Source organism: Pseudoalteromonas sp. MBR-15 (assembly GCF_053628915.1).
Map to the genome: position 1 here is coordinate 278,500 of NZ_JBRJHH010000002.1, position 23,682 is coordinate 302,181.

General features: G+C 42.2%; 17 protein-coding genes. 12 read left to right on the forward strand and 5 right to left on the reverse strand.

Features of this window, described 5'->3' with window-relative positions; genetic code table 11:
* The first annotated feature begins 29 nt into the window (after nt 1-29).
* The 3 genes from aceK to ACSSVW_RS04335 all read left to right on the forward strand — a co-directional run bounded on the left by aceK (nt 30) and on the right by ACSSVW_RS04335 (nt 3,346).
* On the forward strand, nt 30-1,754 hold the full coding sequence (aceK, locus tag ACSSVW_RS04325) for a bifunctional isocitrate dehydrogenase kinase/phosphatase (RefSeq protein ID WP_036967922.1): 1,725 nt from the start codon (nt 30-32) through the stop codon (nt 1,752-1,754).
* Nucleotides 1,755-1,770: 16 nt separating this feature from the next.
* Nucleotides 1,771-2,709, forward strand: a complete 939-nt coding sequence (locus ACSSVW_RS04330; protein ID WP_036967919.1) for a LysR family transcriptional regulator — start codon at nt 1,771-1,773, stop codon at nt 2,707-2,709.
* A 193-nt stretch (nt 2,710-2,902) separates the two neighbouring features.
* Entirely contained in the window at nt 2,903-3,346 is a 444-nt protein-coding gene (locus tag ACSSVW_RS04335) for a ferritin-like domain-containing protein (protein WP_036967916.1), read from the forward strand.
* 57 nt (nt 3,347-3,403) lie between these two features.
* Here ACSSVW_RS04335 and ACSSVW_RS04340 read toward each other — a convergent pair whose 3' ends face one another.
* Nucleotides 3,404-4,381, reverse strand: a complete 978-nt coding sequence (locus ACSSVW_RS04340; RefSeq protein ID WP_182394969.1) for a catalase family peroxidase — start codon at nt 4,379-4,381, stop codon at nt 3,404-3,406.
* 288 nt (nt 4,382-4,669) lie between these two features.
* Here ACSSVW_RS04340 and ACSSVW_RS04345 point away from each other — a divergent pair, with 288 nt between their 5' ends.
* The gene (locus tag ACSSVW_RS04345) at nt 4,670-5,068 is read left to right on the forward strand and encodes an ExbD/TolR family protein (RefSeq protein ID WP_454178915.1); all 399 of its coding nucleotides are present in this window, start codon (nt 4,670-4,672) and stop codon (nt 5,066-5,068) included.
* Nucleotides 5,069-5,126: 58 nt separating this feature from the next.
* Here ACSSVW_RS04345 and ACSSVW_RS04350 read toward each other — a convergent pair whose 3' ends face one another.
* The 3 genes from ACSSVW_RS04350 to ACSSVW_RS04360 form a co-directional block, all read right to left on the reverse strand.
* A complete protein-coding gene (locus ACSSVW_RS04350; RefSeq protein ID WP_065978534.1) occupies nt 5,127-8,033 on the reverse strand; it encodes a TonB-dependent receptor plug domain-containing protein in 2,907 nt (968 codons plus the stop codon).
* A gap of 125 nt (nt 8,034-8,158) precedes the next feature.
* Nucleotides 8,159-9,229 carry a FecR family protein gene (locus ACSSVW_RS04355; protein ID WP_036967913.1) on the reverse strand — a complete coding sequence of 357 codons (1,071 nt, stop codon included), beginning with the start codon at nt 9,227-9,229 and terminating at the stop codon, nt 8,159-8,161.
* Nucleotides 9,226-9,786: an RNA polymerase sigma factor gene (locus ACSSVW_RS04360; RefSeq protein WP_074989402.1), complete on the reverse strand. Its 561-nt coding sequence runs from the start codon at nt 9,784-9,786 to the stop codon at nt 9,226-9,228. Before ACSSVW_RS04360 ends, ACSSVW_RS04355 begins: the two co-directional genes overlap by 4 nt.
* 673 nt (nt 9,787-10,459) lie before the next feature.
* Here ACSSVW_RS04360 and ACSSVW_RS04365 point away from each other — a divergent pair.
* The 8 genes from ACSSVW_RS04365 to ACSSVW_RS04400 all read left to right on the forward strand — a co-directional run bounded on the left by ACSSVW_RS04365 (nt 10,460) and on the right by ACSSVW_RS04400 (nt 22,197).
* Nucleotides 10,460-11,665, forward strand: a complete 1,206-nt coding sequence (locus ACSSVW_RS04365; protein WP_454178916.1) for an efflux RND transporter periplasmic adaptor subunit — start codon at nt 10,460-10,462, stop codon at nt 11,663-11,665.
* Between the two features lie 14 nt (nt 11,666-11,679).
* Nucleotides 11,680-14,853 carry an efflux RND transporter permease subunit gene (locus tag ACSSVW_RS04370; RefSeq protein WP_454178917.1) on the forward strand — a complete coding sequence of 1,058 codons (3,174 nt, stop codon included), beginning with the start codon at nt 11,680-11,682 and terminating at the stop codon, nt 14,851-14,853.
* A gap of 117 nt (nt 14,854-14,970) precedes the next feature.
* Nucleotides 14,971-15,564 (forward strand): PilZ domain-containing protein, encoded by a 594-nt coding sequence (locus ACSSVW_RS04375; protein ID WP_421418378.1) that lies wholly within the window; start codon nt 14,971-14,973, stop codon nt 15,562-15,564.
* 84 nt (nt 15,565-15,648) lie between these two features.
* Nucleotides 15,649-16,707: an agmatine deiminase family protein gene (locus ACSSVW_RS04380; protein WP_454178918.1), complete on the forward strand. Its 1,059-nt coding sequence runs from the start codon at nt 15,649-15,651 to the stop codon at nt 16,705-16,707.
* Entirely contained in the window at nt 16,700-17,593 is an 894-nt protein-coding gene (locus ACSSVW_RS04385; RefSeq protein WP_454178919.1) for a carbon-nitrogen hydrolase, read from the forward strand. Before ACSSVW_RS04380 ends, ACSSVW_RS04385 begins: the two co-directional genes overlap by 8 nt.
* A 22-nt stretch (nt 17,594-17,615) precedes the next feature.
* Nucleotides 17,616-21,089: a transcription-repair coupling factor gene (gene mfd / locus ACSSVW_RS04390; protein WP_199525308.1), complete on the forward strand. Its 3,474-nt coding sequence runs from the start codon at nt 17,616-17,618 to the stop codon at nt 21,087-21,089.
* Nucleotides 21,089-21,922, forward strand: a complete 834-nt coding sequence (locus ACSSVW_RS04395; protein WP_036967893.1) for a CsiV family protein — start codon at nt 21,089-21,091, stop codon at nt 21,920-21,922. The genes mfd and ACSSVW_RS04395 overlap by 1 nt, the downstream gene beginning before the upstream one ends.
* A gap of 11 nt (nt 21,923-21,933) precedes the next feature.
* The gene (locus ACSSVW_RS04400) at nt 21,934-22,197 is read left to right on the forward strand and encodes a lipoprotein (protein ID WP_036967891.1); all 264 of its coding nucleotides are present in this window, start codon (nt 21,934-21,936) and stop codon (nt 22,195-22,197) included.
* Nucleotides 22,198-22,223: 26 nt separating this feature from the next.
* Here the strand turns inward: ACSSVW_RS04400 and ACSSVW_RS04405 are convergent, their stop codons facing one another.
* Nucleotides 22,224-23,591, reverse strand: a complete 1,368-nt coding sequence (locus ACSSVW_RS04405) for a hypothetical protein (RefSeq protein WP_454178920.1) — start codon at nt 23,589-23,591, stop codon at nt 22,224-22,226.
* Between the last annotated feature and the right edge of the window lie 91 nt (nt 23,592-23,682).

Consider the following 23,682-nt stretch of genomic DNA (forward strand, 5'->3'; position numbering starts at 1 on the left):
GACATTTCAGCCGTTTCGAAGGAGTTTGTATGCAGCCACAACATATTGCGGAGTTAATTTTATCTGGCTTTCGTAATCACTATAAACTCTTCCAAGCAATAACAGCCAAAGCTCCTATCGCATTTGCCAACCGAGATTGGCAAAAAATTAATGAAATTAGTAAGCTCAGAATTAGCCATTATGATGATCGGGTTAACGAAACCATTACCAAGCTAAAATCGCTGAATGAACAACAAATTATTGAGCTCAATCAGACTTGCTGGCTCGAAACCAAACAAATATACCAACAATTTTTAAGCTTTCACCCACAAGCCGAGCTGGCTGAAACTTTCTATAACTCCGTTTTTTGTCGCTTATTTCACCGCCGCTATTTTAATAACGACTTTATATTTGTAAAAGCCACTCTCGCAGATGCTCCCGCCCTCCCAATGGAAGCTGAATATCGCAGTTATTTTCCTGTCGTAGATGGGCTAAGACCCACAATACGTAAAATTATTAATCAATTTGACTTTAAAGCCCCTTTTGTGGACCTTGAGCGTGATATTCGATTGTTGGTTAAGGCGTTTTATAAGCAAGCTCCCGATACACACCACCAAGCGTGGCACATGCGCTTTGATATCCTTCAAGCCCCTTTTTACCGAAATAAAGCCGCTTACATTGTTGGCCGAGTGGTGTCTGAAAGTGGCGTACAACCTTTTATCATTGCTGTTTTACACCATGAGGATAAAGGCTTATACCTTGATGCGTTGCTGACGAAATCATCGCAAATGCGGGTTATCTTTGGTTTTGCCCGCGCCTATTTTATGGTTGAAACGCATGCTCCTTCTGCATTAGTTCGTTTTTTAAATCAACTAATGCCTAACAAAACATTGGCAGAGCTTTACAATGCAATTGGCTTTCATAAGCAAGGTAAAACAGAGTTTTATCGTGAGTTCTTACAGCATTTAAATAACTCAAACGATCAATTAGTTATTGCCCCTGGCACACCGGGTATGGTGATGATGGTATTTACTCTGCCATCCTTTGGCTATGTGTTTAAAGTGATTAAAGACACCTTTGGCGAAAGCAAACCGTTTGGGCGCGATACCGTGCTTAAACGCTATCAATTAGTTAAAAGTCATGATCGTGTCGGACGCATGGCCGATACTATAGAGTATTCTAACGTCGTATTTCCTCTGAGTCGTTTTGATAGTAAATTGTTAGCAGAGCTGCATAAAACAATCGCCTCTTCAATGATTATTGAAGGTGACTGGCTGATCATAAAACACTTATATATTGAGCGGCGCATGACACCATTAAATATCTACCTTGAAAATGCCAGTGAACAACAAGCATTTGAAGCCATTGAAGAATATGGTCAAGCATTAAAAGAAATGATAGCCGTGAATATATTTCCAGGCGACATGCTATTGAAAAACTTTGGGGTAAGTAAGCATAACCGCGTTATTTTTTATGACTACGATGAAGTGCAATATTTAACTGATATGAACTTTCGTGCCTTACCAAAAGCCAAGTCATACGATGACTACTTAACGAATGAGCAAAGTTATTCAGTGGCACCGCAAGACGTATTTCCTGAGCAATTGTGCACCTTTGTTACGGCTAACCCTGTGTACAAACACTATTTATTAAGTACACACCCAGAGCTTGAAGACCCCGCTTATTGGCGACAAGCTCAATATAATATTAAGCAAGGCGTGGTAAGCCACATTTACCCTTACCCTGCTGCACAACGATTTATCCATTATTGGTAAACACCAAGGACACAGAATGAATATAAGTAAAATAGATTTAAACTTACTTGTTTACCTAGATACATTACTCAGAGAGTGCAATGTAACCAAAGCGGCTAATCAGTTAAGCATTACACAACCCGCAATGAGTAACGGTTTAAAGCGCCTGAGAAATTTATTTAATGATCCGATTTTGGTACGCACCAGTGAAGGAATGGTGCCGACAGAGCGTGCTAAAGAGCTACAACCTGTCATACGCGGTATTTTAATGACGTTAGAAGAAACACTCGCTCCTAACCGTGAATTTGAAGCATCTCAAAGTAAACGTGTATTTCGTATTATGGCCAGTGACTATGCGGCCAGTACCCTTGCGCCCAAACTACTTAGTAAGTTACACGAAGAAGCGCCTGACACCACGCTTGATATCCTGACCCCCAGTGACGTTACGTTTCATGACGTTGAAAACGGCAAGGTCGACATGGCAATTAACCGCTTTGAAAACTTACCCCAATCGTTTCACTACAAACAAATTTGGAAAGACAGTTTTTGCTGCTTAGTAAAAGCCGACAACCCTATCATTAAAGACTTCAGTCTCGATAGTTACTTAAAAGCGCGCCATATTTGGGTAAGTAAAACAGGTTTTGGTGTTGGCGTAGGTATGGATCCAAAAGATGTCCAAAAGTTAGGTTGGGTAGACGAAGCGCTTGCTCATTTTGGTAAGCACCGGAATATTGCAACCTTTACTCGAAACTATCATGTCGCCATTCACCTGGCTAAAGAGCAGAATTTAGTGGCCACACTGCCATCAAAAGCGGCGAATATTTATTTAGATGATCCGGGATTAAAAATTCTTGAGCCACCTTTCCCTATTCCGCCTTTTGAACTCGACATGATTTGGAGCCCTCTTTTACACCGTGATGCCAGCCATATTTGGCTTAGACAAAAAGTGGCTGAAGTGGCCAATGAGCTTAAGTAATATTTTACCTATTAACCTGTAATTATTGCTGGTACGCCTTTTTATATGGGCGTACCAAACTCGCTTTATCTCAAAATAAAAATGTAACACTCTGATTATTAATGATAATACTTTTATGTTAGGGATTGGAACATGCTTTGCTTCATGTAGAGAGCATTGTTTTAATTCAGTCTATATTATTAGAGAGGTCATTATGCAAACACATCAAGGACATGACGTTCATCATATTGCAGATATCATTCAAGTTATGAACAGTGGTATCGATTTTTATGAAAAAGCACAGGAAAAAGTTTCAGACCCCAGTATCGTCGCGTTATTTCAGCGCATGATCGATGCCCGTAAAGTAAGTATTGAACGTTTACAGCCATACGCCATAAACCAAACAGGTCACCGTGAAAATGGCTCAGACTTTGCGGTAGAAGCTCGTAAAGCTTACACATCTTTAATCACTAAACTCGGTGCAGACAAAGATGCAACCTACGTCAGTGAGCTTGAAGAAGTCGAAGACAAAACACTCGCAGAAATAAAAAGTGCGCTCAAAAAACCTCAACCCCACGACTGTGAAGCAGCGTTATCAAAAACCCTGCTAACTATTCAAAGCTGTCATGCCGAAATGAGTAAAATGAAAAAGCATTAACTGCTAACCATATGAAGCCCAGCATAACTGGGCTTCATATTGAAAATTTAAAGAACGTTATTGCCCAGTAATACGTTTTGAAAATGAAATAGCATAAGCAGTTGAGCGCAGCTTTAACACTTCATCTTCACTTGGCATAAAGCCTTGTGAAAGCAGATTTGGGTCGTAATTAGTTAAATCACACCCTGATTCACCCGTGGATTCTATCGTGAGCTTTCCTAAATTAACTGTTTTGCGATCAGCAGGCCATTGCACTGAAGGATCCGTTAATGCATCACCCGGCTCGGCTAATTCAGCTTGAAAACGGTAATGAACTTTCCCTTTCGCTAAATCCTCTTCAAGTCGCTTAGCAAGAAATGATTTAGGTAATGCTTTCATTTGTTCTTCAGTTAGTACTTGTTCTGGCGCTTCTGGCACCATGGTCCATCTAAAAGCTTGCTTAGTGCCCTTTTCATCAACCATGTAAAAGGTATGCACACCAAAATAACGTGAAGACACATACGATGCTGGCGGGTTATGGCTTTGTAGCCAATTAAATTGTCCTAACGTACTCGGGTTTTGCTCTCTGTATGCTTTCACTTTTGCAAAATCGATTTCACCTGTTTTTTCGTCAGGTACTAAGGTACTTAGCAAACCAAAAAATGCTTCAGGGCTGTTACCTGCAAATACGGGCGTAGTTAGCCCTGCAATATTGTGCACATCCCCATTTTCTAGCACAAACTGCACCCCTATTCCTCGCGGAGAACGTGATGTTTCATCAGCATTAGGGTTACCCCCACCCATAGAAAAACGAATATTTGCTTTTGACGGTGCGTTAAATAAAGGGCTGATTGAATACTGTTTTGCTGCTTGATTAGGTGTAAATGTGCCCACAGCGCATACACCTTTGGCGTGACCTTTTCTAATTCCGGGCTGCTTACCTGACAGCTTCTCAAATAAATTTATGAAATCTTGCCCGTTAACTGATTGCTCAGCAAAACTTGCTGTCGGTAAAACAAGGCACATAGCACAAACTAAAGACTTAATTTTTAGCATTTATCCATCCTTTAAACTTAGTTCCAACAAAAATGACCTGACAAACCTCGAAATGATTTCATCAAAGTTAATAAATATTTTTACCAACAAAAACACTACAAACATTTAATAAACTTAGAATATTTATTTAACTACAGTATTTTTAAAAGCTGCTAACTTTAAATTTAGGATCCGAAATACGGCTGTGGCGCCCAGCATTTAAAAATAATCCGTGTTCTTAACACGACTATGGCTAGTCCACTTAATCGTAAATTTTGTGGCTTGGTCAAAAACAACAAGGACCTAATTATGGTGAAACAACCTAAAAAAACCGCTGCAAACGCTGATGTAGATATGACCCCGATGCTCGATATTGTATTTATATTGCTGATATTTTTTATCGTTACAACCTCATTTGTTAAAGAGCGCGCTATAGAAGTCAATCGCCCTTTAGCAAAACCAATTCTTGAAAACCCAAAAAAACAAGCGCAATTTACTATTACTGAAAACGACAGTATTTACTTTGCAAACCGACTTATAACACCAGAGCAAATTATAGCTAACCTCGCGTTATTTGCCGCACAGTTTGAAATGACACAGGTGCAAGTAACTGCAAGTGAGCAAAGCAGCCACAAAACCTTAGTCACCTTGCTTGATAAAATAAAACAATATCAAGATGTTCCAATCTCTATAAGCACGTCTCTATAACTAAAAAAGGGCCTAACGGCCCTTTGAAGGTTAAATAATAAAGGAATCGATAGGATTTTTAGAACTTATATTCTGCGCCTACGTAGTAGTACGCACCGTTAAAGCCAAAGGGTGCTGAGCGACGTGAATAAGTGAACACACCTGGGCTTGAAACAATAGTGTTTCCATTTGCATCAACAATGGTACCCGAACGCGAATTACCAATGGTATTCTTATCGGGGTAAACATCAAATAAGTTGTTTGCACCAATATTAAACGACAGATTTTCGTTAAAGAAGTAGTTAACTTTTACGTCAGTTAAGATTTCAGCACCATACGTTTGGCGACCTCCATCTTCTACCGTGTACTCACCGTAACGATTAAGTGATAAATTGACCGTCCAGTCTTCTAGTCGGTAAAGTGCACTTAAGTTAATGCGGTCTTCGGGTTGCCACTCTTCAATAATCGATGTTTCTTGCGCAGAAAACACATCTTCAACCGGAATCGTTTCAAGCCCACTGCCTGCAGGGGTGAATAAATCGACGACATCCGTTTTTGTAAAGTTAGCAGCAAAAGTAAAATCAAGTGTTCCACCAAGGCCCTCGGTATTCCACGTTGCGACTAAATCAACCCCTTCGGTTTCTGTATCAGCGCCATTTAAGAAGAACTGTCCAGCTCCCGCGCCAGCGCTTTCTAACGCTGCATCTAATGTGTCGGATAATCCTTTCCCTAAACGATTACTGATCACAATACGGTCATCGATATCAATCGCATAGTAGTCAATAGTCAGGTTGATGTTATCTGTGACGTTGTAAACAATCCCTAAACTACGATTTTGCGATTTCTCTTCTTTAAGTTTAGGAATACCAATAGATTGCGCCAGCGTACTGTCGTTTCTAAAGGTGCCCACTTGCTCTGCAATTAAGTCACCATTTGGTCCAACAACAAACTGTGTACTTACGTTATTAAAGTACAACTGCTGCATTGAAGGCGCTCTGAATCCTGTACTCACAGCCCCACGTAACGAAACATCTTCAGTGATTGACCAGTTACCCGCCAGTTTAAAGTTAACGGTATCGCCAAAACCTTTATAGTTATCGTAACGAAGTGCCCCTGAGATAATCACATCATCAATTACATACGTTTCGGCGTCTAAATAAAATGAAATTACATCGCGTGACTCATCCACTGACGAGGCCGGATCGGAACCACCAAACCCTTGAGCACCACTTGCAGCATCAACACTTCCTATGCCGTCATTAAGGCCTGCATAAATACTTACCCCATCAACTGTATCGTAATCACGATACGCATACTCACTTCCCTCTAGGATGCGAAATTCATCGGTACGAAGCTCAGCACCCAACGCCAGCGAAAAGTGCTCGTAATCTTTGGTGTAGTCAAGATTCAGTGTTTGTAGTGATAACTCAAGACCATAGGCATACGCCGAGCGCGGGATCGTAGTTCGAATTTCGTCAGCCGTTAAGCCTTGCTCATAACGAAGGTAATTAGCATACGAGCCATTAATCGTATCGCTTGTGGTGTAATCGATGCTGTTTTCGCCATAGGTGTAAGACAAATCAAGACTCGCGTCATTATCAAATGATTTTTTGAAACCAACATTGTAGGACACGTCATCGATTACTGTGTTAATTTTTGGTAGAAACCCCATAGGAATGGTTGCATCGCCATCTTGTAAAACAGGGTTACCACTTGCATTGGCATTATGACGGAAGAATGCAGCTGATTCATTTTCACGGTTCGAATAAGTAATAAAACCATAAAGCTCACCACCAGCAAGTTCATAGCCTGTATTAACTGTGAGGGCAAATTGCTGTGAATCTGCATCACCAATTCTAAAAGTATCGCGCGGGGCTGTTAGCTCACGAGGATCGCCCGCGAGTAATGTGCCATCTTCAAGCTCAGTACAGCCATAAAATTGGCATGAACCATGTAAGCCTGCACGGTTTGTTGGCGCACGATCTCGATAATTAATCGTCGTATTTAAATACCCTTCGTCGCCTAACGCAAACCCTTTATTAAAATCGATATTAACTGTTTCGCCATCGCCCTCTGAGTACTCACCATAATTAATCGCCGCTTTACCGCCTTCTTCTGCGTCTTTTAATACGATGTTGATAACGCCCGCAATCGCATCTGAACCATATTGTGCTGCGGCACCATCACGCAAGACTTCAATACGTTTGATGGATGCAGCGGGAATCGCATTCATGTCTGTACCGGCCGTACCACGACCAACAGAGGTATTGATATGAATAATACTTGCCTGGTGACGGCGCTTACCATTAATCAGAACTAACGTTTGATCGGGCCCTAAACCGCGCAATGTTGCAGGTCTTAACGCATCTGTACCATCGCTGATAGACGAGCTGGAAAAGTTAAATGAAGGCGCAATGGCTTGCAACATACGGCCAACCTCAGTTTGACCTGTATTTTCCAGTGCTTCTGCGCTTAAAATATCTACCGGTACAGGTAAATCTTCAACTGAACGCCCTGCGACACGGCTACCCACGACAGCTATTTTCTCAATATTTTCCTGTGCAGCTTGATCAGCAGCTACCGCCTGTGTATTCGAAGCAAGCAGTAACGGCACGACTGCAGCGCTGATCCCTGAAAGGTTTTTCATGTTGTTATCTTTCCTATTGATTTGTTTGAGTTTTATACTCAGTAAACCATTTTGATCAACAACCGCATCGAGCTCAGTGCCTTTTAGCATGGCATCTAACGCATCTAATTTGGTGTAAAAACCAAACACAGATTGCGCTTGATATTGCTTTGCTAAATCGAACGAAAATATGACTGTTTGGTCGGTTTGCTTTGCAAATTCAATCAAAGCCAAATCAGCTCGTTGCGCTTTAATATCAAATTGCAGCATTTGTTTTTCAGCAGCGATGACTGTTTGACTTACATTCAGTCCATAAACAAAACAGGCCGCTGGTAACAAATACACATGTTTACTGCGCAACTTAACCAAACAGTTGAGAAAGAAAAATCCACTACATAAATTTAATTTTTTTGTGTTTAATTTTTTATGACAAGCAGCGTCTGCACCATTAACTGCATGAAATAAGTGTGCTCTCATAGGCAATATTAACTTTTAGTCGCTAAGGTCAAAGTAACACGATGTTCACCTAATCGTTGATGTTCAACAGCTAAGTTAGCGGCCAAAGAATCAAGTAACCCTTTAATGTCGCCAGCTTTAAATACTCCCGCCACTTTCAATGTTGAGAGTTCAGGGTCAAGGAGTTCAAAGCGTGTTGCTGTGTATCGACTCACTTCCTGTAATGCGTCGCTGAGGGGCTCACCATTAAAAATAAGCATGCCATGTTGCCACGCTAAATCACGCTGCACATCATCTGCTGATAATTGTTTTATTGGCTCTGTTTTACTGTGTTTAATCAATGCTTTTTCACCTGAAACAACAACATTCGCTTTAAGCTTTTTAATATCGTTGCTGGTGTCTGTTGCATCTTTAAGACGATTAAAATCAGTGGCGTCAACCTGAGTGCTGGGGTCGGCAATCATCACTTTGCCTTCTGTTACAACGAGTTCTAGATCTGATGCCGTGTTCCGCTGCACGTTAAACACAGTGCCTAATGCCGTAAACGATTTATCACCCGCTATCACAGTGAATGGACGACTCGCATCTTTTGCAACATTAAATCGTCCTTCACCTCGATTCAAAATGAGTTGGCGACGATTACCTGTGTATGCAACTTCAAGATTTGTGTTGGTATTTAACTGAACAATAGTACTGTCTGGCAGGACAAAGGTGGCTTGTTCGCCGACTTTTGTTCGGTAAATTTTAGTAAATTTAGCATGATCGTTTTCAGCTGAGTGCCAATAGCTTGAATAGATTAACATGATGCAACCAAGTAGCATCACCACTAAAAAGCTCGCAGCGGTAGCCATCCCAAATGAAGTACTTTGTTTTGTAGGCGCTTTATGTGGAAACAAACTGCTTAATTCATTTAGCACACTCATTTCATCCCATAATTGTGCTAACTCAAACAATGCATCCTGATGCGCTCGGCTTTGACTTGCCCAAACTTGTAATTGTTTAACTTCTTCATCTGATAAGCCACGGTCAATCGCGCTTATCCAACGGCTTGCCTGCGCTTGAATCATGTCGTGTGAGGTAAATGGGTGAACATTACTCATTTATTCACCTCTTTGGCTGTAAATGTGTTTGTTTCAGGGTAATTGTTTTGTTGAATATCGTGGGCTTTCATCGCACGGTGCGCATGTAACAATCCTTTAGCGATATGTTTTTCAACAGTGCTCGTACTTAGGTTCATTTCTTTGGCAATTTCCTTTTGGCTCAAACCATATACTTTTTTAAGGATAAAACACTTTTTAACTTGTGGGCTCAATTCATTTGTTACACGACAAAAGAACAAAAATCGCTCTTTAGAGGTAACCTCATCTTCCAACGCCATTGTGCGCATATGACGTTCAACTTGCTGCTGTTCATCCAATGAATCTTTGTATTTATTATCCCATTTAGCTATATGATTAAGTGCTAAGTGCTTCGCTGTTTTAAGCATATAACTGTGCGTAAATTCAATATTTTGCTTGAGATCAGCCTCATAACTTTTAATAAAGGTTTCTTGCACTATGTCTTCGACATCATCTGGGCTCACAATGCGAGATACAAAGCGCCTTAGTTTATTAGATATTTCAGCAAACGTTGATGTTACCCCAATGTGTTTCGTCATCCCTAACTCACCTTTATTATTTTTATTACTTTAGGGTACGAGTTTTCATTATAAATACAAGCGTATTTGTTAAATTTTTGTTCCTAACGTAAACAAAGGTTTCATAAACTCATACAAAGTCTGTTTTTACGAGTTGCTAAACTACAAAACAACTTAATATAGCCTCCTGTGAGCCACTGTGCCGACAGGCAAAAAACCAGACTATCAAGTCAATACAATTATACCAATCTGTCATAATACTGAATCATTTTGAGGGATTGACCTGTCGCTACCTGCGCTAAACATGTCTGATTTACGCCTGCATGGATGCAGGAGAAGAGCAATGCAGGAGCAATTGCCGAGAACACCTAAATAACGACTCTTTTGCCTCGTTAGCAACGACGTTTATCGCCTCAAAATATCTCACTTCGTTAAGCAAATTGGTATGGATGAACTGGCTAAATTATTTAAATACTAACCCGCAATTAGAGTACACTGTATGTGCGCTATCTCTTTGTGAAGATAGCATTTAATTCTCTGCTTATCGCACCTGTAAAAAGTAAACTAAAGGGTGTACCTTTCGCTAATTTGGGTATAAACTAAACGCGCTTAATTTCTGCATAGTATCGCCTTTCGATAGTGTATAGGCTATTTTCTATGCTTACCTACTTAACAATTGGACTGTGGAGTAAACATGCGCCTGCCTTTCGCGTCTGCTAAATTATCATTATCTGCGTTGTTTTTTATAACTGCACCTTTACTATTACAAGGTTGCTCAGAAGCACCTCAGCAGCAACAGAGTCAAATGCACCCTGCCGCGGTAGCAACTATGACAATGACACCGCAAGATGCCCCCTTTACTATCGAATTACCTGCTACGTTGTCTGGTTCAAAAGAAGTCGAAGTTCGTGCTCGCGTTGCGGGTATTCTTGAATCACGTAATTTTGAAGAAGGTCAACGTGTTGAACAAGGTCACTCTTTATTTACTATCGACCTTGAACCTTATCAATTAGCGGTTGACCGTGCTCAAGCTGCACTTGATGGAGCCAATGCAGCGTTAGTACAAGCTAACAGAGATGTAAAACGTTTAGCTAAATTACGCGCAGAAAAATCTGTGTCGCAACGCGATTACGATAATGCGAGTTCAGCCTACGACATTGCAAAAACAGATCTCGAGGCGGCGAAAGTTGCCCTAAAACAAGCGCAGTTGAACCTTGAATATGCACAAGTTAAAGCCCCGGTTGCCGGTGTAATGGGTCGTGAATTTGTCTCAGAAGGGACCTTTGTATCGGGGCCCGATTTATTGCTTACACAAATGACACAATTTGATCCAATCCGTATCCGCTTTGGTTTATCTGAGCGAGAGCAGTTACAAATGCGTCAAGATGTTCAAAATGGCTCTCTGACCTTACCTGAACAAGGCCATTGGCAAACAAAAATTAAACTTCAAGACGGCTCTGTGTACGGCAAAACAGGTGAAGTTAACTTCTCAGATGTGCGTATTAACCCAAATACAGGCACCAGTGAATTTCAAGCGATTATTCCAAACCCTGATTTTCAATTACGTCCTGGTCAATTCGTCCGTATTGAGTTAAGTGGTGCTGTGCGTAAAAATGCGATCATTGTGCCACAGCGTGCTGTACTGGATAACGGCACCGGTAAGTTTGTGTACGTTGTCAGTAAAAATGAGCAAGGCATGGATGTTGCCCTGCCGGCTCCCGTAACGGTAGGAGAATGGGTTAAACAACCAAATAACGAGCAATATCAGAACTTTTGGCTGATTAAAAGTGGCCTTAAAGAAGGCGATAACGTGATAGTTGATGGAATGGCGCGTATTTTCTTCCCTGGTATGCCAGTGAATGTTGGCCAATCGGCTGCAAATTCAAACCACGCAGAATAAACACAGGGAGTCTTATGTTTTCTCGTTATTTTATAGACAGACCTATTTTTGCGTTTGTTATATCTATTGTCATCGTTTTGGCAGGTCTTGCTGCCATGCGCAGTTTACCCATTGCCCAATACCCTGAAATTGCGCCCCCAGTCGTTCAAGTAACAGCTGCATACCCAGGTGCGTCTGCAGACGTACTTGAGCAAACAGTTGCTGCCCCAATTGAAAATGCGATCACCGGTGTTGAAGGCATGATGTATATGTCATCAACCTCGACGAGTGCGGGTTCAACCACTATTGAAGTCACGTTTGAAATTGGCACTGACGTAGACCAAGCCGCAGTAAATGTGAACAACCGTGTTAAACAAGTTGAAGCACGTTTACCTGAAGAAACACGCCGTCAAGGTGTGGTTGTTCAAAAAGGTTCATCCAGCTTTTTACAAGTGCATGCCTTTTATTCACCAGATAGTTCTCGCTCAAGTTTATGGACATCAAACTATGTCACCATGAACGTGCTAGACCGTGTAAAACGTATTCCAGGCACTACGAGTGTGCAGATTTTTGGTGCCAAAGACTACGCTATGCGCATTTGGTTGCGTCCTGATGTTATGAGTCAATTAGGCGTGACTGTCGAAGAGGTGGCCGGAGCGATTCGCGTTCAAAACTCCCAATATGCCGCAGGTAAAATTGGCGCTACCCCCACTGCATCCTCACCACAAGAGCTTGTTTATAGTGTAACGGCACAAGGCCGACTCGCTGAGCCTGAACAGTTTGAAAACATTATTATTCGTTCAAACCCAGATGGCAGTAGCTTACGCTTAAAGGATGTCGCGCGTGTTGAGCTCGGGTCCAAAGATTATAACTTTAAAGGCACAATCAACGGTAAAGAAGCGGTCCTGTTGGGTATTTTCTTACAACCCGGCGCGAATGCACTTGATGTCGCAGACGAAGTAAATACTGTAATCGAAGAGATGAAAAGCCAGTTTCCAACCGGTCTCTCACATTTAACTTCTTACGACACGACACGTTTTGTTGAAGTCTCTATTCGTGAAGTTGTTAAAACACTGCTCGAAGCCATGGTATTGGTATTTTTAGTGGTGTATTTATTTTTGCAAAACTGGCGCGCAACATTAATCCCCACCCTTGCTGTGCCTGTGTCTCTGCTTGGAACATTTGCCGGCATGTACATGCTTGGCTATTCGATTAACTCATTGACGTTATTTGGTATGGTGCTCTCGATAGGTATCGTGGTTGATGATGCCATTGTGGTACTCGAAAACGTTGAGCGTATTATGCACGAAGAACACTTAAGTGCACGCGAAGCGGCAATTAAAGCAATGCGTGAGGTCAGTGGCCCTGTTGTTGCAATCGTTTTAGTGCTGTGTTCTGTGTTTGTGCCTATTGCATTTTTAGGCGGCTTAACCGGTGAATTGTTCCGTCAATTTGCGATCACCATCTCTATTGCGGTGAGCTTATCGGGCGTAGTTGCGCTAACCATGACACCTGCACTGTGCGTCCTAATCTTAAAACAAGAGCATAAACAAACCGCGCGGTTTTTCTTATGGTTTAATGCAACCTTCACAAAAATTACGAGCCGTTATGTTGGTGCAGTCGGATTTATGGTGCGTCGTGGATTACTCGGCTTAATACTCATGACTGCAATGATTGCTGCCACAATCGGACTGTGGCAGAACACACCCGGTTCATTAGTACCAGACGAAGATCAGGGCTATTACATTTCGGCTATTTTCTTACCCGATGGTTCATCGCTTGAGCGTACAGAGCACGTTACTCAACAAGTTGTTAAAGCGGTGCAATCAAACCCTGCCAACGAAAACGTCGTGGCATTTACGGGGTTTGACTTTATCGGTGGCGGGTATAAAAACAGTGCTGCAACCTTGTTTGTCACTCAAAAACATTGGGATGAACGCGAGGTCGACACGAAAGCACTTGTTCAAGAATTGTTTATGAAAACAGCCGGGATAAAAGAAGCGCTGGTACTTGCCTTTAATCCCCCCGCTATTTTTGGTCTGGGAAATACAGGTGGTTTTGAGTTTTATATTCAAAACAAAGGTGACAGTGACCCTGATAAACTGCAACAAGCGATGCAGTTAATGACAGCAGAAGCACAAAAGAGCCCTATCATTAGTGGCCTTCAAACTCTGTGGCGCCCAGATGCCCCGCAACTGCGTGTTGATGTTGACCGCGAGCAAGCTCGTGCAATGGGGGTTGAAATAGACGATGCCTTTACCGCACTGGCTGGTAACCTAGGCACCTATTATGTAAACGACTTCAATAAGTTTGGCCGTGCATGGCAAGTGCTTATGTCTGCGGATGCTGAATTTAGAATGAAACCTGATGACATCAAACGTATCTATGTTAAAAACAACCTAGGCAACATGGTGCCCTTGTCAGCGTTTACAACGATTGAGTACAGCCGAGGCCCTGAGAACTTAAACCGCTACAATAACTTACCAGCCGTAAAACTAATGGGTAATGCAGCACCAGGTTATAGCTCAGGCCAAGCAATTGCCGAAGTAGAACGGATCGCAAACGCGGTGCTCCCCCCAAACATGACCTACGAATGGACAGGGTCTGCGTACCAAGAAAAACGCAGTTCAGGGACAACGGGTATTGCACTAGGGCTTGCTGTGATCATGGTGTTTTTAATTCTGGCAGCATTGTATGAACGTTGGTCATTACCGCTCTCAGTGATGCTAGCATTACCCTTTGGTACGTTTGGTGCATTGATTGCTGTTTGGCTGGTAGGCATGACTAACGACGTTTACTTCCAAATTGGCTTAGTCACCCTACTCGGTTTAGCGAGTAAAAATGCCATATTAATCGTTGAGTATGCGCTAATGAAACATCAACAAGGGTGGAGCGCAAGTACTGCTGCATTGGAAGCAGCTCGCTTACGTTTTAGACCCATTATTATGACCTCATTAGCCTTTATATTGGGTGTTGTACCATTGGTGTTAAGCTCAGGTGCGGGTGCTGGAGCCCGTCACAGCGTTGGTACAGGCGTAATGGGCGGCATGATGGCGGCTACCTTCCTCGCAGTGTTCTTTGTACCGCTGTTCTTTTATTGGCTGACTGAGCGTAAGTTAACTGAAAAACGTTCAAGGCAAGAGCTTGCTGATGAAATTGCTGCGCACCATAAGCAAGAGCATGTCGATACGCAAGAAGGCAACTTATAAAAAACGAAGGGCAAACAATAAGTTTGCCCTTTTTTTATAAGTCATTTGTCAGTATTTCATTACTGGTAATTTGTGCTTTGCGGCGCTAATATTAACTAAATATGTGTGGAGTACAGCATGAAAAATCAAAAATTAAGCGAATTTGAGCAATACTTTCAGATAGAAGAAAGCAACCGCGTGAACTTATACGCTGTTGAGCCACATGTTGTGCCGAAAACGCATGCTGAACTTGAAGCCGATATTCCCGCCCTATTTAAGCTTGCAAATGAAGTGAATGAACTTGAGCAAAGTACATTACGCCCTCTGCGTAATTTAGGTGACATAGCTCAAGAGCTGGCCATATTTTTGCAAGCTCAATCACGTAAAATAGACTTGATTATGAGCCACATTCTGGCCTCTGAACAGCCCGAAGATAATGCAAATTATTGTGATAGTTATGGTGGCGGTGGCGTAAAACTGACATCGACTGAGGTATACGAATTAGGGCAAACGTTTAGAACCAAACTATTTTTGCAGCATGAAGCATCAGCGATATATTGTTATACCGAATTAGTTGCGATTGAAAAGCGCGATGATGATAAATACCAATACACTTTATTATTCACTGCCATTCGCGATGCAGACCAAGATTTAGTCGTTCGGGCAGCATTACATGCACAAACTCGCCAGCTTAAAAAACGTCAACAAGAAAACACGTCGCAAAGCAGCTAAAAATCCTGCTTTATCGCGCACAAAAAGCTGACATCTATGGCTAAAATGCTAAACTAGCCCCACCTTTGTTTGTTTAATACCTTCATGAAATTTAGACTTTTACCTGAATGGGCTGAGCAAGATGCTGTAATGCTCACTTGGCCGCACCAAGATACCGATTGGGCTGCAATTTTAACGGTTGTAGAACCCGTTTACGTCGCCCTATGTCAAGCAATTAGCCAACAACAAGATGTGGTGATTGTTGCTCATAACGACGCACTTAAAAACCACATAATTGCCCTACTGGCCGACGCGGGTGTTGATGCACACCGTATTCACTTTGTCGTTACCCCGTGCAACGATACATGGGCTCGCGACCATGGACCGTTAACCTGTGCGAACCTTGATAACGCAGCTGATTTAAAAATCATGGATTTTATTTTTAATGGCTGGGGTAATAAATTCGAAAGCCAGCTTGATAACCATATTAATCAAGTGCTCGTCAAACAACTAGCAAACCCAAACACGGCTTATCAGCAAAGTGATTTAGTGCTTGAAGGTGGCGGCGTTGAAATTAATGAGCACGGTGTGCTGTTGACGACCAGTGAATGTTTGTTAAACCCGAATCGTAATCCATCGTTATCTAAAACAGACATCGAGCAAATCCTTAAAGAACAATTAGGTGCCGAATCGTTTTTATGGGTTGATCACGGCTATTTAGCGGGTGATGACACAGACAGCCACATTGATACGTTAGTGCGTTTTGCACCAAACAATACGCTTGTATACGTTAAGTGTGATGACGAAAATGATGAGCATTTTGCTGCATTAGACGCGATGGAAAAACAGTTACACACGTTTAAATCACACCAAGGTGAAGATTACAGGCTTATCGCTCTTCCCTGGCCTAAAGCGGTGTTTAACGATGACGGTGACAGATTACCCGCCACTTATGCCAATTATTTAATCATCAATAAAACAGTGCTTGTGCCAATTTACGGTGATGAACATGATTCACTGGCATTAGCTCAAATTGCAATGGCCTACCCAGAACACACCGTACTGGGTATTAACTGTTTACCAATTATCCATCAGTTTGGCAGTTTACACTGCATTACGATGCAATTACCGCGCGGCTTTTTAGCAGGAGCAAACAATGACTAAACCAACGCATTTAAAGGTTGCCCTTGTTCAGCAATCTAATTCTGATAACGCTCAAGAAAATATGGCAAAATCAATTGCAGGCATTCGTGATGCAGCAAGCCAAGGCGCTAAACTGGTTGTCCTTCAAGAACTACACCGCAGTTTATATTTCTGCCAAACAGAAGACGTTGATGTTTTCGATTTAGCAGAAACAATTCCAGGCCCAAGTACAGACACACTGGGTGTGCTGGCAAAAGAGTTAAATGTGGTGATCGTGTCATCATTATTCGAAAAGCGTGCCACAGGCCTTTACCATAACACCGCCGTTGTACTTGAAACAGACGGCAGCATTGCGGGTAAATACCGTAAAATGCATATTCCGGATGATCCGGGGTTTTACGAGAAGTTTTACTTCACACCGGGGGATTTAGGGTTTCAACCAATTCAAACCTCAGTGGGTAAACTCGGTGTGCTAGTATGTTGGGATCAATGGTTCCCTGAAGCCGCACGCTTAATGGCGATGGCGGGAGCTGAAATCTTAATTTACCCAACAGCCATCGGCTGGGATCCTCGTGATGATAAAGACGAGCAAACGCGTCAAAAAGACGCCTGGGTTATTTCACAGCGTGCGCATGCTGTTGCCAATGGTGTGCCCGTTATTAGCTGTAACCGCGTTGGTCATGAAAGTGATCCAAGTGCGCAAAGCGAGGGTATTCAGTTTTGGGGTAATTCGTTTATCGCAGGCCCTCAAGGTGAAATCCTTGCACACGCAAATAACAGCGACGAGCAGTTACTTGTTGTTGAACTTGACCAACAACGCAGCGAAAACATTCGCCGTATTTGGCCATACCTACGTGATCGTCGCATCGACCACTATCAGGATCTAACAAAAATTTATCGAGACTAAACACAGTTTAAAGGAGTAGTAAATGGCGTTTGCGCAATGGGCAGCATTGCCTTGGGTAAAATCTGAGAAAGATAAAATTCACTGGGGACAACTAACCGGCAGCGGGCTGAGTATCGCAATAGCCGAAGGTGTGAAACAACATAACGAACTTGTTGTGATTGTCACCCCAGATACACCAAGCGCCCTTCGCCTTGAAACTGAACTCGAATTTTTATTACCTGAAAACCCAGTCATGGTCTTCCCTGACTGGGAAACGTTACCTTATGATCATTTTTCACCGCATCAGGATATTATCTCTGCGCGTCTTGCCACTCTTAACACCTTAAAAAAAGAACAACAAAGCGTGTTAATTGTGCCCGTGTCGACCTTAATGCTACGCACTGCTCCCGCGTCATTTATCTATGGTTCAACCCTTAATTTTACGGTGGGTGACACGCTAGATACTCACACCCTACGTGATAACCTTGAGCAAGCAGGCTACTTACATGTTCAACAAGTGATGGAGCATGGTGAATATGCAATACGTGGCTCAATTGTTGACTTATACCCGATGGGGAGTCCTCACCCATTCAGATTAGACTTTTTTGACGATGAACTAGACAGCATCCGCTTGTTTGACGTAGAAAGCCAACGTTCTGATGAAAAAGTCGATAAAATAGAGCTCTTACCGGCCCACGAATTCCCGACAAACGATGCAGATATAGAACGGTTTAGAATTAATTATCGTGAACAATTTGGTGCCAGCTCCGAGCAAGATTCTATCTACATGCAGGTAACCAAAGGCACTTGGCCTGCGGGGATTGAATATTACATGCCGCTGTTTTTCGATCAACTAGCGACAATTTTCGATTACCTTCCCAACAATACCACTTTCATGCACTTTGGTGATATTGAGCATGCCGCTGAGCAGTTTTGGCATGATGTAAATGTACGCTATGAAAACCGCCGTGTAGACCCTCTTAGACCGCTTCTTGAGCCTATAAAACTTTATCAAAGTGTCAATGAACTGTTTGGTGAGTTTGCACACTACGCGCGAATACGTTTATCACAGGCAAAGCTTGGTACGAAAGCAGGACACACAAATTTAGCCAGCAACGATTTACCCAATGTACGTATTGATCATAAATTGCATGAGCCGTATCAAGGCCTAATTGACTATGTTGCCAGTGAAAAAAAACAAAAAGGCCGTGTGCTACTGTCTGTAGAGTCTGACGGACGACGTGAATCGCTGCTGACACTGTTAAGACCAAGTGGTTTAAAGTTTAAAGAATTTAATTCATTCACCGACTTTACCCAAAGCTCCAGCGATGTGGGTTTAATTGTCTCGCCCCTTGAGCAAAGTGTGGTACTGGATGGTAAACCCCGTTTAACCATCATTACAGAGCAAGAGTTATTAGGTATTAAGGTGTCTCAGCGCAGACGCCGAAAACATAAATACGAAGCAAGCCAAGATGCATTAATTCGCAATCTGGCAGAACTGCGTCAAGGTCAACCAATTGTGCACCTTGATCACGGTGTGGGTCGTTATCAAGGTCTTGAAACCATTGATGCTGCAGGGGTGATTACCGAGTTTGTTACGATCACCTACGCAAACGAAGCCAAACTCTATGTGCCCGTTTCTGCACTTCATATGTTGAGCCGTTATTCAGGTGGAGAAGAAGCAAGTGCCCCACTTCATAAACTGGGTTCAGATGCATGGGAAAAAGCGAAAAAACGCGCCGCAGAAAAAGTACGCGATGTCGCTGCTGAGCTGTTAGATATTTACGCAAAACGCCAAGCTAAACCTGGCAATATGTTTAAGCTTGACGGCAGTGCTTATCGCCAATTTAGCGACAGCTTTCCATTTGAAGAAACAGACGACCAACGCAACGCCATCGAAGCTGTACTGGGCGATATGCAAAGTAAACAGGCTATGGACCGATTAGTGTGTGGTGATGTGGGTTTTGGTAAAACAGAAGTCGCCATGCGCGCTGCCTTTGTTGCCGTAAATGATAACAAGCAAGTCGCCGTGCTAGTCCCGACCACGTTACTTGCACAGCAACATTTTGAAAACTTTAAAGATCGCTTCGCTGATTTGCCAATAGAAGTCGGTGTTTTATCGCGTTTTAATTCGACAAAAGAGCAAAAAGAAACACTGGATAAAATGGCTGAAGGCAAGCTAGATATTGTCATAGGTACACACAAATTAATTCAGCAAGACATTAAATTTAAAGACTTAGGCTTATTAATCGTTGATGAAGAACATCGCTTTGGTGTTCGTCAAAAAGAAAAGATAAAAGCACTGCGCGCCGATGTCGACATTTTAACCCTCACCGCCACCCCGATTCCGCGTACACTGAATATGGCAATGAGTGGCATGCGCGACTTATCGATTATCGCCACACCACCGGCTAAACGATTGGCCGTTAAAACCTTTGTAAGACAACGTGATGCTGAGCTCATTCGCGAAGCTATTCTGCGTGAAATTAAGCGCGGCGGCCAAGTTTATTTCTTACACAATAATGTTGAAACTATCGACCGTGTTGCTGAAGAAATTACTGAGTGGGTACCAGAAGCGAGCGTTACCACTGCACACGGCCAAATGCGTGAACGCGAGCTTGAGCAAATCATGAGTGATTTTTATCACCAAAAATACAATGTGATTGTGTGTACAACAATCATTGAAACCGGCATTGATGTTCCGACTGCAAATACCATCATAATGGATAGAGCCGACAAGCTTGGCCTAGCTCAGCTGCATCAGCTTCGCGGCCGCGTTGGTCGAAGTCACCACCAAGCGTACGCGTATTTATTAACAGGCAATCCAAAGTCATTAACCAAAGATGCAGTAAAACGCCTTGAAGCCATCGAGTCTTTAGAAGATTTAGGCGCAGGCTTTGCGTTAGCGACGCATGATTTAGAAATTCGTGGCGCGGGTGAGCTACTCGGTGATGATCAATCAGGACAAATGCAGAGCATCGGTTTTAGCCTTTATATGGAAATGCTTGAGCAAGCCGTTAACGCACTAAAAGAAGGCAAAGAACCAACACTGGAGAACCTGCTAGGTCAACAGACTGAGGTTGATTTAAAACTGCCAGCCTTATTACCGGATGATTATATTCATGATGTAAATGCACGCTTAGGAATCTATAAACGCATCGCAAGCTGTGCTAATCTCAACGACATGGACGAGCTACAGGTCGAGTTAATAGACCGATTTGGTTTACTCCCAGATGCCACGAAAAACTTATTTAGTTTGCAACAACTGAAATTGCAAGCCAGCAATATTGGCATCAAAAAGATTGAAGCAAACCCGAAAGGCGGCTATTTTGAGTTTAGCCAGCATACAAAGGTTAACCCTAGCTTCATTATAGGTTTGATACAAAGTGCTCCGCATATATATAAAATGGACGGCGCAAATAAATTGCGTTTTGCGATCAGCGAGGCGAACCCTCGTGAACGCTTGAAAATGGTCACTGCAATGATTGCAGATTTCGAAAAAAAGGTTAGCCATTAATGTTGTTTAGAAATAGTTTTATTTTACTTTGTTGCTTATTTACAAGCTCATCGTTTGCAGCACGCTGGTTCGAAATAGAAGTGCTTATTTATAAACAACGTCCAGCGCCCTACTTACAAGAAGATTTCTCGTTAAAACATGATGAAATCAATGCAAAACGTTCGAAAGACTTATTATCACCTGTCTACAAAGCGCACGCTAAACAAGCTTGTATTAACGGTGATAGTCGTTTTCGTTCACAGTCATTTACTGATGAATTGATTAATTCAAACCCACATTCGAATGTCTGTGACGACAGCGTTGATTTTTTAGCAAGCTACAACGAATTACCAGTCTCTCCCCCTGTCGAACCACGTGAAGACACCGACGAAATTTATTTAATGGCGCCTGAGCAACTGCAATTTACTGAACAGAAAAACCAGCTTGATAGAAAAGGTTTAACACCGTTATTACACACCGGTTGGCGTTTTCCTGAAATGAGTGAATCACGCGCTCAAAGTATTCGGTTATTTGCAGGCAAACATTTAGCAGCAAGTTCACCTGCTATTGAACCAGATAACAATGACTTTATTAGCCTAGTAACTCCATCAGAGCAATATATTCCAGAGAGTTTGCAACAAACGCCTGATTGGGAATTAGATGGTTTAATGAAAATTTACGTTCGTCATTACCTTTTTATAAATGCTGATTTTGATATTAGTCAACGTTTAGAAACCGGTGATTATGAAAAAGCCCGCTTTTCACAATTTAAGCGTGTGATCAGCAACGAAATACATTATTTCGATCATCCTCGTATGGGCATGATCGTGCAAATAAGACGCTACAACCATTAATGGAATCTATTATGAAAAAATATATGGCAATTGCTGCTGCCGCTGCAGTGTTAACATTAGCAGGCTGCTCTAAAGTAAACCTTGAGAACTATGAAAAAATAAAAATCGGTATGGATAAAGCAGAAGTTGAAGCTATCTTAGGCTCGGCTGATAAGTGCGAAGAGAAAACACTGCATACGAACTGTATCTGGGGTGATAATGATAAAAATATCGAAATCACTTTAGTTTCAGATAAAGTATCGCTTTATAGTAAAACAGGTTTAGACGCTAAATAATCCTGCAAGGGTGGCATATAGCCACCCTACTCACTCTTATCTAATTGGCTGTGGATCAGCTCTATATTAATAATTTTGCTGCGATTTAACGTAATTTTGTAGCGTTCATACCTAGTTTCGTGCTCATTTTCTGAAAAAACTAACACCAAATTTAATTGGTAACGCCTCTCAACTGCCTGCTTTGATATTTTATTACTGTCGAGATGATAGAGTTTCCCCTCACCACGTTTTAAGTAACGCGCAAACGGCGCTAAGCTAAAGCTAACAGTTTGTTGCAACGTATCATACCCGGGCAAAAACTCTTTTGCATTGACGTGTGTTTCACTGGCAAAGTGTAACCATTGTGCTGCTTGTTTATTTTGATGGCGACGCTTAGAAAATATCTGACGCACTTTTTTTGGGATCCGCTTGAACGAGGTGTATTCGAGCCAGATGTACTGACTGGCGATCCTGTCTTTTGTAATACTGTTCTTAAACTGAAAACGCCATTTCGGCCTGCCTCTCACAATGGCACGCCAAATAACACGGGTTATATCTTCTTTAAATATTTCACGCAGCCCGTAGATCACCCCTAAAATCAAAATTAATGTCGCTGTCACTTCAGTAAAGGTTGAGCGTGCATTAAGTACAACCAGCATCACAAAAGCCATTATAACGGCAGTGACAGTGCCTTTAACCATTCGCTTTAGATAACTATTAAGATGCCGTGTGGTGCGATTTAAGATAACGCCATGCTCAATTAAGCGTTGTAATAAACGCATTTTATTTGTAATGCGGTTTGCATCTTCAAGGGTTGATTGCGAATTATACTCTTGTTCTTCTCGGTAGCTGTTTTCTGCTTTACAGAAATCGAGCAACTCACCACGATCTTTTGCAAAATCGCTACTGCGCGGCCCTTCGTCTAATAACTTTAAAAATGATTGTTCAACATGCCAGCTTAAATAGTTATCGGCATTTTTATAAAATGGCAGCAACTTTTCATCATCTGGGGTATAACGACGTAGTTTTTTAAGTAACCCTTCAGTTTGCTCACACAACTCCATCGCCGCAGGGTAAAACTCGTCAGCTTCGTTATGTTTTAGGGTATCTTTAATATCTGCATTGAGTGCTAGACGAACCTGATAACAATATAAATTTAGGTTTTGCCTATAATCTTGTTGCTCACCTTTGTTTTTACTCACAAACCGACTTCGCACCAGTGGCAAGTGAATATTGTTCGCATTGTAAGCTAGGTGCGACTTAAAGTGGTTGTTGAAGTACGCTTCTTCACTGAGTGTTTGTGGGTTGACACTCATTTCATTTGGAATAGAAAAATACAGATCGAGACGCTGCTCTGCGCGGGGACTTAGCTCAGGTTCGATAATAAAAGATAGGTTTTCGTCTTGTTTAAGCAATATCACCTCGTTGTTTACTTTTACACTGTAAGTTTACGCCGAGATAGCTTTTCAGACAATAAAAAAGGCCCAGTAAAAACCGGGCCTTAAT

What these genes read in the sequence shown, in the direction of transcription:
- aceK (WP_036967922.1), top strand. Translation starts at nt 30, where the DNA reads ATGCAGCCACAACATATTGCGGAGTTAATTTTATCTGGCTTTCGTAAT.
- ACSSVW_RS04330 (WP_036967919.1), top strand. Translation starts at nt 1,771, where the DNA reads ATGAATATAAGTAAAATAGATTTAAACTTACTTGTTTACCTAGATACA.
- ACSSVW_RS04335 (WP_036967916.1), top strand. Translation starts at nt 2,903, where the DNA reads ATGCAAACACATCAAGGACATGACGTTCATCATATTGCAGATATCATT.
- ACSSVW_RS04340 (WP_182394969.1), bottom strand. Translation starts at nt 4,381, where the DNA reads ATGCTAAAAATTAAGTCTTTAGTTTGTGCTATGTGCCTTGTTTTACCG.
- ACSSVW_RS04345 (WP_454178915.1), top strand. Translation starts at nt 4,670, where the DNA reads ATGGTGAAACAACCTAAAAAAACCGCTGCAAACGCTGATGTAGATATG.
- ACSSVW_RS04355 (WP_036967913.1), bottom strand. Translation starts at nt 9,229, where the DNA reads ATGAGTAATGTTCACCCATTTACCTCACACGACATGATTCAAGCGCAG.
- ACSSVW_RS04360 (WP_074989402.1), bottom strand. Translation starts at nt 9,786, where the DNA reads ATGACGAAACACATTGGGGTAACATCAACGTTTGCTGAAATATCTAAT.
- ACSSVW_RS04365 (WP_454178916.1), top strand. Translation starts at nt 10,460, where the DNA reads ATGCGCCTGCCTTTCGCGTCTGCTAAATTATCATTATCTGCGTTGTTT.
- ACSSVW_RS04370 (WP_454178917.1), top strand. Translation starts at nt 11,680, where the DNA reads ATGTTTTCTCGTTATTTTATAGACAGACCTATTTTTGCGTTTGTTATA.
- ACSSVW_RS04375 (WP_421418378.1), top strand. Translation starts at nt 14,971, where the DNA reads ATGAAAAATCAAAAATTAAGCGAATTTGAGCAATACTTTCAGATAGAA.
- ACSSVW_RS04380 (WP_454178918.1), top strand. Translation starts at nt 15,649, where the DNA reads ATGAAATTTAGACTTTTACCTGAATGGGCTGAGCAAGATGCTGTAATG.
- ACSSVW_RS04385 (WP_454178919.1), top strand. Translation starts at nt 16,700, where the DNA reads ATGACTAAACCAACGCATTTAAAGGTTGCCCTTGTTCAGCAATCTAAT.
- mfd (WP_199525308.1), top strand. Translation starts at nt 17,616, where the DNA reads ATGGCGTTTGCGCAATGGGCAGCATTGCCTTGGGTAAAATCTGAGAAA.
- ACSSVW_RS04395 (WP_036967893.1), top strand. Translation starts at nt 21,089, where the DNA reads ATGTTGTTTAGAAATAGTTTTATTTTACTTTGTTGCTTATTTACAAGC.
- ACSSVW_RS04400 (WP_036967891.1), top strand. Translation starts at nt 21,934, where the DNA reads ATGAAAAAATATATGGCAATTGCTGCTGCCGCTGCAGTGTTAACATTA.